This is a genomic window from Clostridium sp. TF11-13AC (assembly GCF_003481065.1).
GTDB classification, from domain to species: domain Bacteria; phylum Bacillota; class Clostridia; order Lachnospirales; family Lachnospiraceae; genus Otoolea; species Otoolea fessa.
In genome coordinates, this window is record NZ_QUKJ01000001.1 from 297,637 (window position 1) to 313,176 (window position 15,540).

Consider the following 15,540-nt stretch of genomic DNA (forward strand, 5'->3'; position numbering starts at 1 on the left):
CTTTGATTGCAGAAGTTTGTTTCTATTCGGATATAACCGAAAAGGTTGTTAAGAAAATCGTAAGAGGGCAGTCGGTTGACAATCGGCTGCCCTTTTTGTATACTATAACTGTATTAAATGAACTAATACACTTATGATTTTTGATACAGGGCAGAATGGAGGAAAGGAGAATGTGAGCGTGATTCTGATTGATTATAAAGATCGACGACCTCTCTATGAGCAGATTGTTGAGAAGCTGTCGGATCTGATGGTCCGGGGGATTTTGGAGCAGGACAGTCAGCTTCCATCCGTGCGGAGTCTGGCAACGGAGCTGTCGATGAATCCGAATACGATCCAGCGGGCGTATGCAGAGCTGGAACGCCAGGGATATATTTATTCGGTTAAGGGCAGGGGCAGTTTTGTGGCGGATAACCGGCAGATTCGGGAGAGGAAGCGGCAGGAGATCTGGGATCAGCTGGAACTTCTGATCCGGGATGCAAAAGGAACCGGTATCACGATGCTGGAGTTCCAGGAGCAGGTCATCCAGAACTATGGAAGTGAGGAAGGAGGAAACAGGAATGATAAAGGCTGAGAATCTGACGAAGCGTTTTTATGATACAGTGGCAGTCGATCATATCCATGCGGAGATTCACAATGGAAGTGTCTTTGGTCTGATCGGAACTAACGGCGCTGGAAAAAGTACCTTTTTGCGGATGGCAGCCGGTATTTTAAAGCCGGACGAAGGGAGCATTACGGTTGATGATGAGACGGTATTTGAGAATACAAAGGTAAAGGCACGGTGCTTTTATATCCCGGATGAGCCGTATTTCTTAAGCAATGGAACGGCGGAAGATATGAAAGTATTTTATCAGGGGATTTATCCGAAGTTTGATGCAGCCCGGTTTGATAAACTGCTAAAGAATTTTGAGCTGGAAGGGCGACGGAAGGTGCAGACCTTTTCGAAGGGGATGAAAAAACAGCTCGCCGTGCTGCTGGGCGTCTGCGCGGGAACCGATTATCTGTTCTGCGACGAGACGTTTGACGGGCTGGATCCGGTCATGCGGCAGACGGTCAAGAGTCTTTTTGCCAATGATATCGAGGAGCGGAACCTCACGCCGGTCATCGCCTCCCATAATCTGCGGGAGCTGGAAGATATCTGCGACCATGTAGGTCTGCTTCACAAGGGGGGAATGCTTCTCTCAAAGGATCTGGACGATATGAAGTTAAATATTCACAAGATTCAGTGTGTGCTTCCGGCGGGAGTGGGGAGCAGCGATTTGCAGGGAATCGATATTATAAAGACGGAACAGAGGGGAAGTCTCCTGACGCTTACTGTGCGCGGAAAACGGGAAGAGATTCAGACAATTTTACAGGCGTATCATCCGGTGTTTTTTGAAATGATACCGCTTTCCCTAGAAGAGATCTTTATCAGTGAAACGGAGGTGGCTGGTTATGACATCAAAAGGCTTGTTTTTTAAATATATGAGAGAAAATACGAAGCAGCGTCTCTGGAGCGTGGCGCTTACCGCACTTTTGTGCTTCTTTCTGTTTCCAGTCCTGACAGCGCTGGAAACCAGCATAATGCTGCGTCCGGATAACTTGTCTAAAGATCTGAGCGTCGAAGCGGCGTTAGCAGAAGCAAAATTAAAGCTGACCAATGAGATGCTGCATATGTATTCGATCCAGAATGCAATGCTGGTATTTATCCTGATTGTGACGGCGGTGGTGCTGGCAGCGTCCGGTTTTTCGTATCTCCATTCGAAAAAGAAAACGGATTTTTTTCACAGCCTCCCGATCAGCCGTGAAATGCTTTATACCGTAACCTGTCTGGACGGTATCCTGTATCTGGCGGTTCCGTATCTGGTATTTTTGCTGGTGGCAGGTGTGATGCTGCAGGTGAAGGGCGCGCCATTTTTATGGGGAACCCTGCTGATTGGGTATGTACAGCATATGTGCTTTTTTACCCTGGTGTACATGACGGTTGTGCTGGCAGTGATTCTGACAGGCAATCTGATCGTAGGATTACTTGGAACCGGCGTATTTTTTAGCTGGGGACCGGGCGTGGCTGCAGTGATATCGACGTATTTTTCCGAATACTTCATGACGTTTTATGACAATGGCAATTTCCTGCTGCGCTGGTGCGAGCGTACCTCACCGGTTTTCTGGTACGGCACGGCAACTGGTTCTGATCATCCCACCCGGATGGCAGTCATTGCATTGGCAGTGGCAGCCCTGCTCTTTGGCCTGGGAATGTTCCTGTACCGGAAACGCCCGTCTGAGGCGGCTGGAAGAGCGATGGCATTTAAGGTAAGTGAGCCGGTGATCCGTTTCCTTCTGGTTGTGCCGATCACGCTGTTTTCCGGAATGATTTTCCGATCAATCCTGAATGATGATATCTGGACCGTGTTTGGCTTGATCTGCGGACTGCTCATCACCAGCTGCCTGATCGAAATTATCTATCATTTCGATTTTAAGAGCTTGTTTGCGCATAAGAGACAGCTTGCCATCAGTGCGGTGGCAGTGGCAGCCATTTTCTTGGGGTTCCGCCTGGATGTGGCAGGATATGACAGCTATCTGCCGAATGCTGACAAGGTTGCATACGCGGGTATTTACTGTGATGCGCTGGACAACAATGCGGCAGGGGCTTACCATGTGACTCCGAGAATGTATAGGGATGGCTACAGTGTTGGAATGGAATGGGCGTCCCAGGGAGATGTGGCAGATAAAATGCAGATCTCGGATGAGGATGGAATCCGTGTCCTGCGGGAAATTGGCGCGCAGGGCATCGAGACAGCTTCCAGACAGCGGAAGCATTTGAACGGCGGACAGGATTGGATGAGTGAGGCGGATCTGGATTCACGCTATGATTCGATCGTGCTGTCCTGGCATCTAAACAATGGAAAAACCGTTTACCGTAATTACCGCACGATCAATGTATCGGAGCTGCGGGAACAGCTAGATTCCATTTATGAAAATCAGAGCTATAAACTGGGAATGTACCCGGTGCTGTCCCTACAGGCAGACGATGCCGCAGGCATCAATTACAAAGAGGAAGAGGACTGCAGCCATGTGAAGCTTCCGGATGAGCAGACGAAGGCGGCGCTTCTTGCTGCATACCAGAAAGAGCTGATGGCTCTGACGCCGGATATGCGCCGGGAGGAGATGCCGATCGCGGAGATTCAGTTTAAGACAAATGAGATGCAGGCGATGATTGATGTGATTCGTAAAAATGGCGGCTATTATGACACATTTAACCAGTTTGATTATTACCCGATTTATCCGTCCTTCCAGGAGACGATCGCGATTCTGAAACAGTGTGGTACCGAGGTCGGCAGCAAGGTGACGCCGGAAAATACAGAAAAAATCGTGCTTCAGTATCAGGGCGGCAAGATTCCGGAGGATCAGCTGGCACCGGCAGATACAGAGCTTGGAAAACGCCAGCGGGAGTATCTTCAGAATAACAGCAGACGTGAGGTAACGATTACAGATCCGGAACAGATTGCAGAAATTCTTGCAAACTCCGCTTCGGATGATATGGTGCAGATCAATCAAATGGCGGAGGCATATCAGGGGATCAATATTGCAGTATATGTGTCCGGTACAGAGGACACAGGGGCAGTTTCAGAGGATGATTTGAGGGATTCGGTAAATTCAATGGAGGAAAATGAGATAGGTCAGACATATACGGTGGATGCCGGTCAGAATGTCCTGTATGATGGGGAATATGCGGCGGACTATGAAATGGATGAATCGGGTCAGTATGGCATCTACCAGCGCTCGTTCCGCTATGGCAAGGTTCCGGAGTTTGTGAAATCGACCTTCGGCCTGACACCGGAATTGATGCGGCTGAACCGGGTGTTTGCGTATTAAAAAAGTTGCCTAGAGTTGATTTAGGGATGCAAAAGATTGACTTTCTCCCCTGTAGGGGCTAAAATAGGGGGAAACGTAGCGGTTCAGCCGGTTTATGTATTTGATGCAAAAACCGGCTGAATCGTTATGAGAAAATATCAGATGCCTTGGTTTTGCATGAACCTGCCGTTAGATTTAGAACAGCGATGCGCTGTCACATCAGGCAGAACGAAATTTGAGGCGTACATATCCCGCAGAGGAGGAAGAAATATGGCATTTTTCGATGAACTTGGAAAGGTGATCAGCGATAAGAGCAAGGAAGCTGCGAACCGGGTAAAGGACATTACAGGCGTATTACAGCTGAAATCGAAGTTGTCCGCCGAGAAAGATAAGATTAATAAGGCATATATCACACTGGGAAAAGCATACTATGACAGACATGAGGGCGAGCTGGAAGGGAAATTTGCAGATGAGTTCCACACTATCCAGGCAGGGCTTGTGAAGATTGCGTCCCTGGAGGATGAGATTGCCGAGTTAGAGGGCACAAGAGTCTGCGCGGAGTGCGGCGCAAAGGTGGAGAAAAATGCGGCATTCTGCAGCCGGTGCGGTGCGCCGATGGATTCGACGACATCTGCAGATGTGCATGAGCCGGAAGAACCGGAGGAGATGCAGGAGACTATCTTTGAAGAGAAGGATGAAGCTGCAGCAGATAAGGCGGTTGACAACGCAGAAACAGAAGGCGCGGCTGGCCCAGACGCGGATTCCGCGGATGCTTCGGACGCTGTTTCGGAGAACACCACCGATACTGCGGCACAGAATGAAAATAACAGCGGGGAGCAGGCATAATTTATGGATTCACTGGTACAATGGTTTACAGCTAATTTATCCGGAGTCATATCGAAGGAGGCAATTATCTTCATTATCTCGATGATTCCGATTCTGGAACTTCGAGGCGGGCTTCTGGCTGCGTCACCGGCACTCTTAAACGTGCCGATCCTGCGGGCGATCCCGATCTGTATCGTGGGAAATATCCTGCCGATCCCGTTTATCCTGCTTCTGATCCGCCATGTGCTGGAGTGGATGAAGAAGGTTCCGTGTTTCCGTGGTATTGCGCTCTGGCTGGAACGCAAAGCGATGAGCAAAAAGGGGCAGATCGAGAAATATGAGTTCTGGGGGCTGATGCTCTTTGTCGGCATCCCGCTTCCGGGAACCGGCGCATGGACAGGCGCGCTGGTGGCATCCCTGCTCCACATGAAATTTGGCAAGGCATTTGGCGCGATTTTAGTCGGTATCGCGCTGGCGACGGTGATTATGTCGATTCTGTCCTACGGCGTGCTGGGCGTGCTGTTTGGATGATGCGCAGATAAAAATGGAATAATGTCTATGCCCGCAAAAGGGCGGCATGGATGCGAATGTATAAAAGACTCTGTAAGGGGAAATTCTCCGGACAGAGTCTTTTTGCGTCCATTATTATTTTGTTGAGAAAAAGAGATCATAAATGAAATTGGGGTTGACATATACCCTATGGGGGTATATTATAAAGGCAGTTAAGAGATAGGAGGAGACCATGAAGCAATATACAGTAACCGGCATGAGCTGCGCGGCATGCAGCAGCCGGGTTGAAAAGGCAGTATCGAAAGTGCCGGGTGTCACGGCATGCTCGGTCAGCCTGCTGACAAATTCGATGGGCGTCGAGGGCGATGTGCCCCCGGAGACCGTGATTCATGCGGTGGAAGATGCCGGATATGGCGCATCCCTGAAAGGACAGGGCACTGCAGCGCAGGCGCAGAGCGCGTCGGAGGCAGAGGACGCCTTAAAAGATCGGGAGACGCCGGTCTTAAAACACCGTCTGATCGCATCGCTGGGATTCTTAGCAGTCCTTATGTATATGTCGATGGGACATATGATGTGGGGCTGGCCGCTGCCGCACTTTATGGATGGCAACCATGTGGCGATGGGACTTTTGCAGCTCCTTTTGGCCGGAATTATCATGGTGATTAACCAGAAATTCTTTATCAGCGGTTTCAAGGGACTTTTACACCGCGCCCCGAACATGGACACGTTGGTAGCACTTGGTTCCGGCGCGTCGTTTATCTACAGCACATATGCGTTGTTTGCGATGACGGACGCCCAGTTAAAGGGCAACGACACGGCAGTCATGTCCTACATGCATGAATTTTACTTTGAGTCGGCGGCAATGATTCTGGCGCTGATCACAGTCGGAAAAATGCTGGAGGCGCGTTCCAAGGGAAAAACGACGGATGCCTTAAAGGGACTGATGAAACTGGCACCGAAGACAGCTGTTATCATCCGGGATGGAGTGGAAACAAAGGTTCCGATTGACGAGGTAAAGAAGGGTAATGTATTTGTTGTACGCCCAGGTGAAAATATCCCGGTGGACGGTGTGGTCCTGGAAGGAACAAGCGCGGTCAACGAGGCAGCACTGACCGGCGAGAGTATTCCGGTGGATAAGGCACAGGGTGACCCGGTTTCGGCGGCAACGGTCAACCAGTCTGGTTATCTGCGCTGTGAGGCGACCAGAGTCGGTGAAGATACCTCCCTGTCGCAGATCATCCGCATGGTCAGCGACGCGGCGGCGACGAAAGCGCCGATCGCCAAGATTGCAGATCGGGTTTCCGGCGTGTTTGTCCCGGCGGTTATCACGATCGCAGTGGTGACAACGATTATCTGGCTGTTGGCAGGACAGACGTTTGGATTCGCACTGGCGCGAGGTATTTCCGTACTGGTTATCAGCTGCCCGTGTGCACTGGGACTGGCTACGCCGGTTGCGATTATGGTCGGCAACGGCATGGGCGCGAAAAACGGAATCTTGTTCAAGACAGCTGTTTCGCTGGAAGAAACCGGAAAAATGGACATTGTAGCGCTTGATAAGACGGGTACGATCACCAGCGGCGAGCCGCGTGTGACCGACGTCATCCCGTCTGGAGGTGTGACTGAGAAGGAGCTGGTAAGCCTGGCGCTTTCCCTGGAAAAGAAGAGTGAGCACCCATTGGCGAAAGCTGTTCTTCTCTATGCAAAAGAACAGCAGATTGATGCGCCGGAGGCGGCTGATTTCCAGGCGCTGCCGGGTAATGGACTTTCCGGTACGTTAGACGGCGCTTCACTGGCAGGCGGAAGTTTTTCCTATATCAGCGGACATACGACGGTGTCCGCACAGGAACAGGCATCCTTTGAGCGTCTGGCATCGGAAGGCAAGACGCCGCTGTGCTTTATGAAAAATGGTCGTCTGGCTGGTATGATTGCCGTGGCAGATGTCATCAAGGAAGACAGCCCGCAGGCGGTCAAGGAACTGCAGAACATGGGAATCCGTGTGGTCATGCTGACCGGAGATAATGAGCGGACTGCCCGTGCGATTGGGGCACAGGCTGGTGTGGATGAAGTCATTGCCGGAGTACTTCCGGATGGGAAAGAGAGTGTCATCCGCAGCCTGAAAGAACAGGGCAAGGTGGCAATGGTCGGTGATGGCATCAATGATGCCCCGGCGCTCACGCGTGCCGATATAGGTATCGCGATCGGAGCCGGTACAGATATCGCGATTGATGCCGCGGATGTGGTGCTGATGAAGAGCCGTTTGAGCGATGTTCCGGCGGCAATCCGTCTAAGCCGTGCGACGCTTCGAAATATTCACGAAAACCTGTTCTGGGCATTCTTTTACAATGTTGTGGGTATTCCACTTGCCGCCGGTTTGTGGTATCCTATCTTTGGATGGAAATTAAATCCGATGTTCGGCGCTGCAGCGATGAGCTTATCCAGCTTCTGCGTAGTGACGAACGCGCTGCGGCTGAATTTGTTTAAGATGCACGATGCATCGAAGGATCATCCGATGCGGAAGAGGGCTGAGAAGACTGCTAATAAAGGTGGAGATAAAGCAGAAAACGCAGGTGCAGTTAGGATGGGGGCAGAAGACACCCGGTCAATTGGGCAAACAGCAAATGGAAATGAAACTGTTTCAAAAGAAATGCAAAAAAGTGAGAATCAAAAAAATAATATAAATATGGAGGGAATAACGATGACAAAGACAATGAATATCGAAGGAATGATGTGTGGACACTGTGAGGCACGCGTAAAGAAGGCGTTGGAGGCACTGGCAGGCGTGGAGAGCGCAGAGGTCAGCCATGAGAAAGGAACCGCGGTCGTAAGCATGAGTGCGGATGTGGCGGACGATACGTTGAAAGAGGCGGTTGAGGCACAGGATTATAAGGTGGACTCGATTCAGTAGGATGAAAAAAGCTGCGAAATGGTGGAATTAATATGCCATTTCGCAGCATTTTGATAAAAGATAGGAGAAAAGCATGGGCTGTTGTAAATGTGAATCACAAGCGCAGGTCTGTCAGGGAGGAGAGACGGAACGCCACAAACACAGAAACCTGACCGAAGAAAAAGATCTGCTGAAACGTTTAAACCGGATCGAGGGACAGGTGCGCGGTGTGAAGGCGATGGTGGAAGACGAGCGATACTGCGTCGATATATTAAACCAGGTATCAGCGGTTCAGGCGGCGCTGAACAGTTTTTCCAAAGTCCTGCTGTCCAACCATATCAAAACCTGTGTGGTCGATGATATAGAGGCGGGAAATGGGGAAGAAGCGGTTGAGGAGCTGTGCAAGACGATTCAGAAGCTGATGAAGTAAATATAAATTTATTGAATTGAGCAAACACAAGCAACTATAGCGAAATATTAAACATAATAAATATTTTTAAAAATTCTTCAAAAAAGGTGTTGACATTTTCCTGGATTTATATTATACTACGTCATGTAATCGAGGCGTGGCTCAGTTTGGTAGAGCGCTGCGTTCGGGACGCAGAGGTCGCGTGTTCGAATCACGTCGCCTCGATTCTATTATAAAACATACGGCCTGTTGGTCAAGCGGTCAAGACGACGCCCTCTCACGGCGTAAACCCGGGTTCGATTCCCGGACAGGTCATCGAAAGTTGCTTTGGGTTTTCCAGAGCATTTTTCAAATTAAAATGCTTCCTTGGCTCAGTTGGTAGAGCGACGCATTCGTAATGCGTAGGTCGCCGGTTCAAGTCCGGCAGGGAGCTGATGAGTGGAACCCCTCTTGATTATCAAGAGGGGTTTCTTGCATAATAGGAAATACCTTGGAATTCTCCATTGCCTGTGAACAGTTACTATTACACAAGAAGGTACGGCCTTTATTCCATATAACCACTTGCACGATCTCCGCAAATGATATAAAATAATAACATACAAAAGACAAGGCGGCAGACGGCAGAGTTCGTACTGCCGCTTCCGTTTTCCAGGAAAGGATATTTCACGCCATGAGACAAGAAGAATGGACGGTAGAAGCGGCAGATGCATATCTGAATGAGATACCGAAATTTACCAGTGAAAAACATACAGCGGAGGGACTTCGCAGGATGCTTTCATATCTGAATGCATTGCCGCAGGAGGAAAGAATCGTACATGTGGCCGGAACGAATGGAAAAGGGTCGGTCTGCTCGTTTCTCGATGCGATTTTGCAGAAAGCCGGGAAGCAGACGGCGCGGTTTACGTCTCCTCATCTGGTACGCGTGACGGAGCGTTTTTCCTTTGATGGACAGGAAGCAGACGATGCACTGTTCCTGGAGGCATTTGAGGCGGTTAAGGCATCATATGTTCATTTTGAGCAGGAAGGACTGGGGCGTCCGACGTATTTTGAATATCTGTTTTTGATGTTCATGTGGATGGTGCGCCGGAAAAAGCCGGAGTATGTCATTCTGGAAACGGGGCTTGGCGGACGGCTGGATGCAACGAACTGCATCGAGCATCCAGCGCTTACGGTTATCACTTCGATCAGCCTTGACCATATGGAATACCTGGGCGGCACGGTGACACAGATCGCGGGCGAAAAGGCGGGAATCTTGAAAAAAAATGTGCCGGTGGTGTACGATGATACGGATGCGGAGGCTTCAGCAGTTATCAGAAATCGGGCGTCGCAACTTTCCTGTCCGGCATATCCGATCAGCCCGGAAGTGTATACGGATCTTCGGCGGGAACATGGCGGGATGAGCCTGATGATAAAAGAGAAAAGCCAGCGTCTGTTTATTCCCTTCGAAGCGGAATATCAGGCAGTCAACGCCTGCATCGCTTACCAGGCGGCGCAGCTTCTTGCAGTGGATGGGGAGACAGCGGCAGCGGGCATCCGGAATGCGGTATGGCGCGGACGCATGGAGGAGATCGAGGACGGAGTTTATCTGGATGGCGCTCACAATGAGGGCGGAATCCGTGCGTTTGTGGGCGCGTCGGCAGAGGTGGCAGCGCGCAGAAGAGAAGAGTCCGGGAAAGATGGTCGGATTTTTCTGCTGTTTGCAGCCGTTTCAGATAAAAATTATGAATCGATGCTGGAAACACTGATGCGGAAACTGAAGCCGGATCGATTGGTGCTGACTCATTTATATACATCGCGGGCACTTTCGATGGAGGCGATGGAAAAAGCAGCACACCGGGTGGCAGATGGCTGTGAGGTTCAAAGTATACCAGATGTAAAAACAGCTTATCAGACACTGGTTCAGGAAAAACGTCCGGAGGATACCTGCTTCTGTGTGGGTTCTTTGTATTTAATCGGAGAGCTGGAGAAAAAGATTTCCCGAACTGGATTTGACAGCACCGCCAGAATGGTGTAAGATTAGCGGGAATGTATATCCATGTAATAAAGGAAGAAACTCTGGAGGAAAAACATGAGTGGCGAAGGAATGACAATCAATTTCGAAGAAGAAATCGAACATTTTAAACCGAGTCTGGAGGTCGAGGAGGTCGGCGAGGCGATCGTGAAGAGTGACCTGACAGATATGTCGGATATTATGATGGAACTTTTAAAACATATGAAGGAATAGGCGGACATGATGGATCGAACAAGAAAAATTCGCCTGATTTCCAACAGCTTTTACAATGCCGGGCTGGAACGGGCAAAGAGACGGGATTTAACAGGGGCGGTCGAGTATCTGAAAAAATGCCTGAACCTGAACAAGTATCATATTGATGCCAGAAATCTTCTCGGACTTATCTATTATGAGATGGGTGAGGTGTCGGAGGCGCTGGTGCAGTGGGTTATCAGCATGAACTTTAAGGAGCAGGATAACCGGGCTGATTATTATTTAGACCAGATTCAGCGCAAGCAGGATCGTCTGGATCAGGCGAGCGCGACGATTCAGAAATATAATCAGGCGCTTCTGCAGGCGCAGACCGGAAGCGACGATCTGGCGACCTTACAGCTTACAAGAGTTGTAGAAGCTAATCCAAGATTTGTAAAAGCACATCTTCTATTGGCTCTTTTGCATATTAGTCATGAGGATTATACGAAAGCGGGCAAATCCCTGTATAAGGTACTCAAGATTGATAAAAACAATCCCAAGGCGAACTGGTATATGGAGATTGTTAAGGAACATACCGGCAAGGCGGATATCGAGCGGAGAAAGTTGAAAAACGCATTTTCCCACCGCCAGATGCAGGATGATGATGTCATTATGCCGCCGACGTACAAGGAGAATACGGGACTGCAGTCAGTGCTCAATATCGGCGCTGGACTGCTTTTGGGCGCGGCAGTTATCTTTTTCCTGGTGATGCCAGCCAAGATTAAGCAGGCAAATAATGCACATACGCAGGAAATGCTCCAGTACAACGAGCAGCTCAATCAGAAAAATGAAGAGATTGACAGTTTAAATGAGAGCATTGAGACCTCGAAAAAGGACAAAGAAGAGGCGGAGAACAAGCTGGATACGATGCTCAACAGCAATGACAGCGTTCTGAACCAGTATGCGAAGCTCGTCAAAATGCTGCAGGCATACCGCAACAATAACCTGGCAGAGGCGGTTACCTATTATGAGGGCTTTGATCCGTCGTTATTTACGGACGAGACGGTCGTTTCCATTGCCAACGGGGTAAAGCAGGACATCGAGACAAACGGCTACCAGACGCTGGAGGATCTGGCATACACGATGTGGTCGGCAGGCCGTATGGCGGAAGCACTGGCAGATTACCAGACCTGTCTGGCGATCCGTCCGGCAAACCCGAAGGTTATCTTCAGCATGGGTATGATTTACCGGGCACAGGGCGAGACAGACAAGGCGGTCGAAATGTTTACGCAGATTGTGACCCAGTATGCGGATTCCGAGCAGGCGGACAAGGCAAGACAGCAGCTCGCCGAGCTTGCGCCGGATAACCAGCAGGCTGCAGTTCCAGGTCAGTCCATCATCAGTCAGGGAGAGACTGCGGCGGACGAAACGGCAGCAGGCAGCGGAGCGGAGACGCAAGCGGCGCAGTAAGTACAAATATAATACGGCAGATAATTAAGAAGAAAAGCACTGTAAAGATAAAAACTTTACGGTGCTTTTTTGTTTCATAGGAAATTGCGTCCTATGAAACAAAAAACGCTCCGCGAGGATGCGCACTCGCGCGAAGCAGAAACATGTCGCAAGCGACCGCGCGAGACGCCCGAATGTGCCAAAGCACATTCTTTTTAGGTATATAGGAAAAGGCTGCATAAAAAATCGAAAAAGGGGGAATCCTGATATGGAACGAAATATGTTTACATACGAAGCGATCGATTCGGCGCTGGTGATTCATCTGCCGAAGGAGGTAGATCATCATAACTGCCTGACACTCAAATATGAAACAGACCTGCTTCTGGCGGAAAATTATATTAACCGGATTATTTTTGATTTTTCAGGGACGGAATTTATGGATAGTTCCGGGATCGGTGTAATTCTCAACCGGTATAAGCAGATGGAGGGTAGCAGCGGCACGGTGGCGGTGTACGGGGCAGGCGAGCGGATGCGCCGGATTTTGCGGATCGGCGGCGTGTATCGTTTGGTGCAGTCGTACCGGACGAGAGAGGAGGCACTGGATGGGAGACATTAAAGGAGAGATGAATATGTATGCGGATGATATATCTGTATCAGAAACGGAAGTGAAAGGAAAACTTAAAAAAATAAAAGATTCAGAAGAATACAGAAAATTTAAACAGAAGGAACAGAGACAAGCAGAGAAGAATGGCACGTGGATGCACCTGGAGATAGACAGCCATTCATCGAACGAGGAGTTTGCCCGTGTCACAGCGGCAGTCTTTATGAGCCGGATGAATCCGACGATGGAGGAGCTGGAGGATGTGAAAACGGCGGTCTCGGAGGCAGTGACAAATGCGGTGATTCATGGGTATAGCGATGAAATCGGAATTATTTACATAGAAGCGCGGATTGAGGGAGAAGAACTGATAATTTCGGTCCGGGATGAGGGAAAAGGAATCCTGGATGTGGAAAAGGCGATGGAGCCGATGTATACGACAGACACGACCGGCGAGCGCTCAGGGATGGGCTTTTCGTTTATGGAAGCGTTTATGGATGAGGTCGAGGTGGAGTCCAAGGTGGGCTGCGGAACGTGTGTGACGATGAAAAAGCGAATTGGAAGGGAATATATGAATAAAGAACAGGAAGAAAAAGAAACGGCGGAGTTCTATGGATAAAACCATCGAGCAGATCAAACGGGCACACCAGGGCGATAAAACGGCGCGGGAGGCGCTGGTAAAAGACAATCTGGGGCTTGTATGGAGCATCGTCCGCCGCTTTGCGGGGCGGGGGTGTGAGACGGAGGACTTATTTCAGATCGGAAGTATCGGGCTGTTGAAGGCGATTGATAAGTTTGACCTATCATATGAGGTGCGTTTTTCGACGTATGCGGTGCCGATGATTGCGGGGGAGATCAAACGTTTTCTCCGGGATGACGGGATCATCAAGGTCAGCCGTTCCATCAAAGAGCAAAACCAGCGGCTCCGGGCAGCGCGGGAAGCGCTCTGCACGGCGCTTGGGCGGGAGCCGACGCTGGAAGAGCTGGCGGCGCAGATTGGAGTGAGCTGTGAGGAAGCTGCCGCATCGATGGCGGCGGACAGTCCGGTTGAATCGCTCTCTGCACCAGCCAGCGCCGGGGAAGAAACTGGTCTTCTGCTTCAGGACCGGATTGCTGGGGAGACAGCGGAGAATGAGGTCCTGCTTGACCGGATGCTTTTGGGAGATTTGCTGAAAATGCTCAATGGACGGCAGCGGGAGATCATTGTGCGGCACTATTTTTATGATCAGACACAGACTCAGATCGCGGCGCAGCTCGGCATTTCACAAGTACAGGTGTCGCGGATCGAGCGGAAAATATTAGGGCAGATGCGCGCAAAGCTGGAAGAAACATGAGAAAAAAAGACAGGCTCATAATTCAGAATATATGAATGTGCATACTCCATTGAAAGACAGCCATACTACTGGATACAGGAACTTTTGGAGTTTCCAGAATACACAGGAAGGATGGAAAAAAATGACGGGAAATGTGAAAGTGACAATGAAAAAAAAGATGGGAATCTGTATCTGGGTCGGATGCATGATTCTGATTGTGGCAGCGCTCTGTCTCTGTCTGATGGCAGTGGGGCGGGACAGCGTCTACATTGACGGAACCTTCGTACAGCATTCCGGGGACAGCGCGGAGGCATTTTTGAGACCGGAGGCACAGACGGAGAAGGCAGCATTATGACACAGACGGTCTATCTGAAACTCAGCCAGATCACGCAGGTACATGAGAAAAATGTACCGCTTGCAAGCCTGGGAGAAGTTTATTGCAGTGAAAAAAGCGTGGAAAGCCGCTGTCGTGCGATGATCGTGAAGAGGATCCGCGGCGGCGGGAAACAGCGCGAAAGCCGTCTGGTTGGAAACGTCATGGAGATTATCCAGCAGATTGAACGGGAAATTCCGGGGACATCGGTGCAGAATCTGGGGGAGACGGACTATGTCATTCATTATCAGCCGCCGCGCCGTCAGGCGCTTGTCTGGGAATGGTGCAAGACGCTGTTCGTCTGCCTGATTTGCTTTTTCGGGGCGGCATTTGCGATCATGACATTCAACAACGATGCAAACGTGCTGGATGTATTCAGGAAAATATATGAGATCACGACGGGGCAGGCGTCGGACGGAACAACGGCGTTGGAGGTCGGTTATTCGATCGGGCTTCCGGTGGGGATTTTGCTGTTTTTTAACCATTTTACTTCTTGGAAATTCAGTCTCGATCCGACGCCGCTGGAGGTAGAAATGCGCCTGTATGAGGAAAATGTCAATAAAACGCTGATTCAGAACGAGGAGCGGAAGGAGGATGACATCGATGTTTCTTAAAGAAGCGCTGCTTTTGCTGGCGGGGCTGGCGGCGGGAAGCACGGTGGCAGCGGGAGTCTACGCCTTTCTGGTGGTCATCGGCGTTTATCCGCGCCTGATTGGAAAGACGGCGACGGCGTCGAAGGGGAAAATCTTCTTGTATGAGACGATTATCGCGCTGGGAGGATTGTTTGGAAATGTGGTGGATTTATTTACAGAGAAGGTGAAACAGCTGACCGCGAGTTTCCTGAGAATAGCGTGGTCAGCGGCAATGCCGGAGGCAGAGTTGTGGCAGAAGGCAGCAGAAGGCGGTGGCAGAACGGGAGCTGGTGCTGGATTTCTGGTGATGCTTGGAAATGTTTCCGGACAGCTGCTTCTAGCAGCTGCGGGACTTTCCTGTGGTATTTTTGTAGGCTGCCTCGTCATGTCGCTGGCAGAGACATTGAAAGCCCTGCCGGTGCTGAGCCGCCGCCTGCGTCTGGCAGTGGGGCTGCCATATCTCCTTCTCGCGATTGCGGCGGGGAAATGTGCGGGTTCGCTGTATTATTTCTTACATGGAATTGGAAGACAGTAGAA

General features: G+C 50.3%; 16 protein-coding genes and 3 tRNA genes. All 19 read left to right on the forward strand.

What is annotated here, in order from left to right; genetic code table 11:
* The first annotated feature begins 178 nt into the window (after positions 1 to 178).
* Positions 179 to 571, forward strand: coding sequence for a GntR family transcriptional regulator (locus DXD12_RS01280; RefSeq protein ID WP_118637496.1), 393 nt, complete (start codon positions 179 to 181; stop codon positions 569 to 571).
* Complete coding sequence (locus DXD12_RS01285) at positions 558 to 1,457, forward strand: ABC transporter ATP-binding protein (protein ID WP_118637074.1); 900 nt, start codon at positions 558 to 560, stop codon at positions 1,455 to 1,457. Before DXD12_RS01280 ends, DXD12_RS01285 begins: the two co-directional genes overlap by 14 nt.
* Positions 1,432 to 3,849: a DUF6449 domain-containing protein gene (locus tag DXD12_RS01290; protein WP_118637076.1), complete on the forward strand. Its 2,418-nt coding sequence runs from the start codon at positions 1,432 to 1,434 to the stop codon at positions 3,847 to 3,849. The genes DXD12_RS01285 and DXD12_RS01290 overlap by 26 nt, the downstream gene beginning before the upstream one ends.
* Positions 3,850 to 4,098: 249 nt before the next feature.
* Positions 4,099 to 4,674, forward strand: a complete 576-nt coding sequence (locus DXD12_RS01295) for a zinc ribbon domain-containing protein (RefSeq protein ID WP_118628581.1) — start codon at positions 4,099 to 4,101, stop codon at positions 4,672 to 4,674.
* A gap of 3 nt (positions 4,675 to 4,677) precedes the next feature.
* Complete coding sequence (locus tag DXD12_RS01300) at positions 4,678 to 5,184, forward strand: small multi-drug export protein (protein ID WP_022358562.1); 507 nt, start codon at positions 4,678 to 4,680, stop codon at positions 5,182 to 5,184.
* Positions 5,185 to 5,395: 211 nt separating this feature from the next.
* Positions 5,396 to 8,068: a heavy metal translocating P-type ATPase gene (locus DXD12_RS01305; RefSeq protein WP_118637078.1), complete on the forward strand. Its 2,673-nt coding sequence runs from the start codon at positions 5,396 to 5,398 to the stop codon at positions 8,066 to 8,068.
* A 73-nt stretch (positions 8,069 to 8,141) separates the two neighbouring features.
* Positions 8,142 to 8,477 (forward strand): metal-sensing transcriptional repressor, encoded by a 336-nt coding sequence (locus DXD12_RS01310; RefSeq protein ID WP_022358560.1) that lies wholly within the window; start codon positions 8,142 to 8,144, stop codon positions 8,475 to 8,477.
* Positions 8,478 to 8,607: 130 nt separating this feature from the next.
* A tRNA-Pro gene (locus tag DXD12_RS01315) sits at positions 8,608 to 8,681 on the forward strand.
* Positions 8,682 to 8,699: 18 nt separating this feature from the next.
* Positions 8,700 to 8,771: transfer RNA gene (locus tag DXD12_RS01320), tRNA-Glu, on the forward strand.
* A gap of 45 nt (positions 8,772 to 8,816) precedes the next feature.
* Positions 8,817 to 8,889 (forward strand) — tRNA-Thr (locus DXD12_RS01325).
* A gap of 237 nt (positions 8,890 to 9,126) precedes the next feature.
* Positions 9,127 to 10,470 carry a Mur ligase family protein gene (locus tag DXD12_RS01330; protein ID WP_118637080.1) on the forward strand — a complete coding sequence of 448 codons (1,344 nt, stop codon included), beginning with the start codon at positions 9,127 to 9,129 and terminating at the stop codon, positions 10,468 to 10,470.
* A 54-nt stretch (positions 10,471 to 10,524) separates the two neighbouring features.
* Entirely contained in the window at positions 10,525 to 10,680 is a 156-nt protein-coding gene (locus DXD12_RS15180) for a hypothetical protein (protein WP_022358683.1), read from the forward strand.
* A gap of 6 nt (positions 10,681 to 10,686) precedes the next feature.
* On the forward strand, positions 10,687 to 12,108 hold the full coding sequence (locus DXD12_RS01335; protein ID WP_233430161.1) for a tetratricopeptide repeat protein: 1,422 nt from the start codon (positions 10,687 to 10,689) through the stop codon (positions 12,106 to 12,108).
* 247 nt (positions 12,109 to 12,355) lie between these two features.
* Complete coding sequence (locus tag DXD12_RS01340; RefSeq protein ID WP_022358681.1) at positions 12,356 to 12,703, forward strand: anti-sigma factor antagonist; 348 nt, start codon at positions 12,356 to 12,358, stop codon at positions 12,701 to 12,703.
* 142 nt (positions 12,704 to 12,845) lie between these two features.
* Complete coding sequence (spoIIAB, locus tag DXD12_RS01345; protein WP_118637498.1) at positions 12,846 to 13,304, forward strand: anti-sigma F factor; 459 nt, start codon at positions 12,846 to 12,848, stop codon at positions 13,302 to 13,304.
* Positions 13,297 to 14,019 (forward strand): SigB/SigF/SigG family RNA polymerase sigma factor, encoded by a 723-nt coding sequence (locus DXD12_RS01350; protein WP_118468787.1) that lies wholly within the window; start codon positions 13,297 to 13,299, stop codon positions 14,017 to 14,019. The genes spoIIAB and DXD12_RS01350 overlap by 8 nt, the downstream gene beginning before the upstream one ends.
* Before the next feature lie 121 nt (positions 14,020 to 14,140).
* Entirely contained in the window at positions 14,141 to 14,353 is a 213-nt protein-coding gene (locus DXD12_RS01355; RefSeq protein WP_022358678.1) for a hypothetical protein, read from the forward strand.
* Positions 14,350 to 14,985 (forward strand): stage V sporulation protein AA, encoded by a 636-nt coding sequence (locus tag DXD12_RS01360; protein ID WP_118637082.1) that lies wholly within the window; start codon positions 14,350 to 14,352, stop codon positions 14,983 to 14,985. Before DXD12_RS01355 ends, DXD12_RS01360 begins: the two co-directional genes overlap by 4 nt.
* Positions 14,975 to 15,538, forward strand: a complete 564-nt coding sequence (locus DXD12_RS15495) for a stage V sporulation protein AB (RefSeq protein WP_243105118.1) — start codon at positions 14,975 to 14,977, stop codon at positions 15,536 to 15,538. The genes DXD12_RS01360 and DXD12_RS15495 overlap by 11 nt, the downstream gene beginning before the upstream one ends.
* Positions 15,539 to 15,540 lie beyond the last annotated feature (2 nt).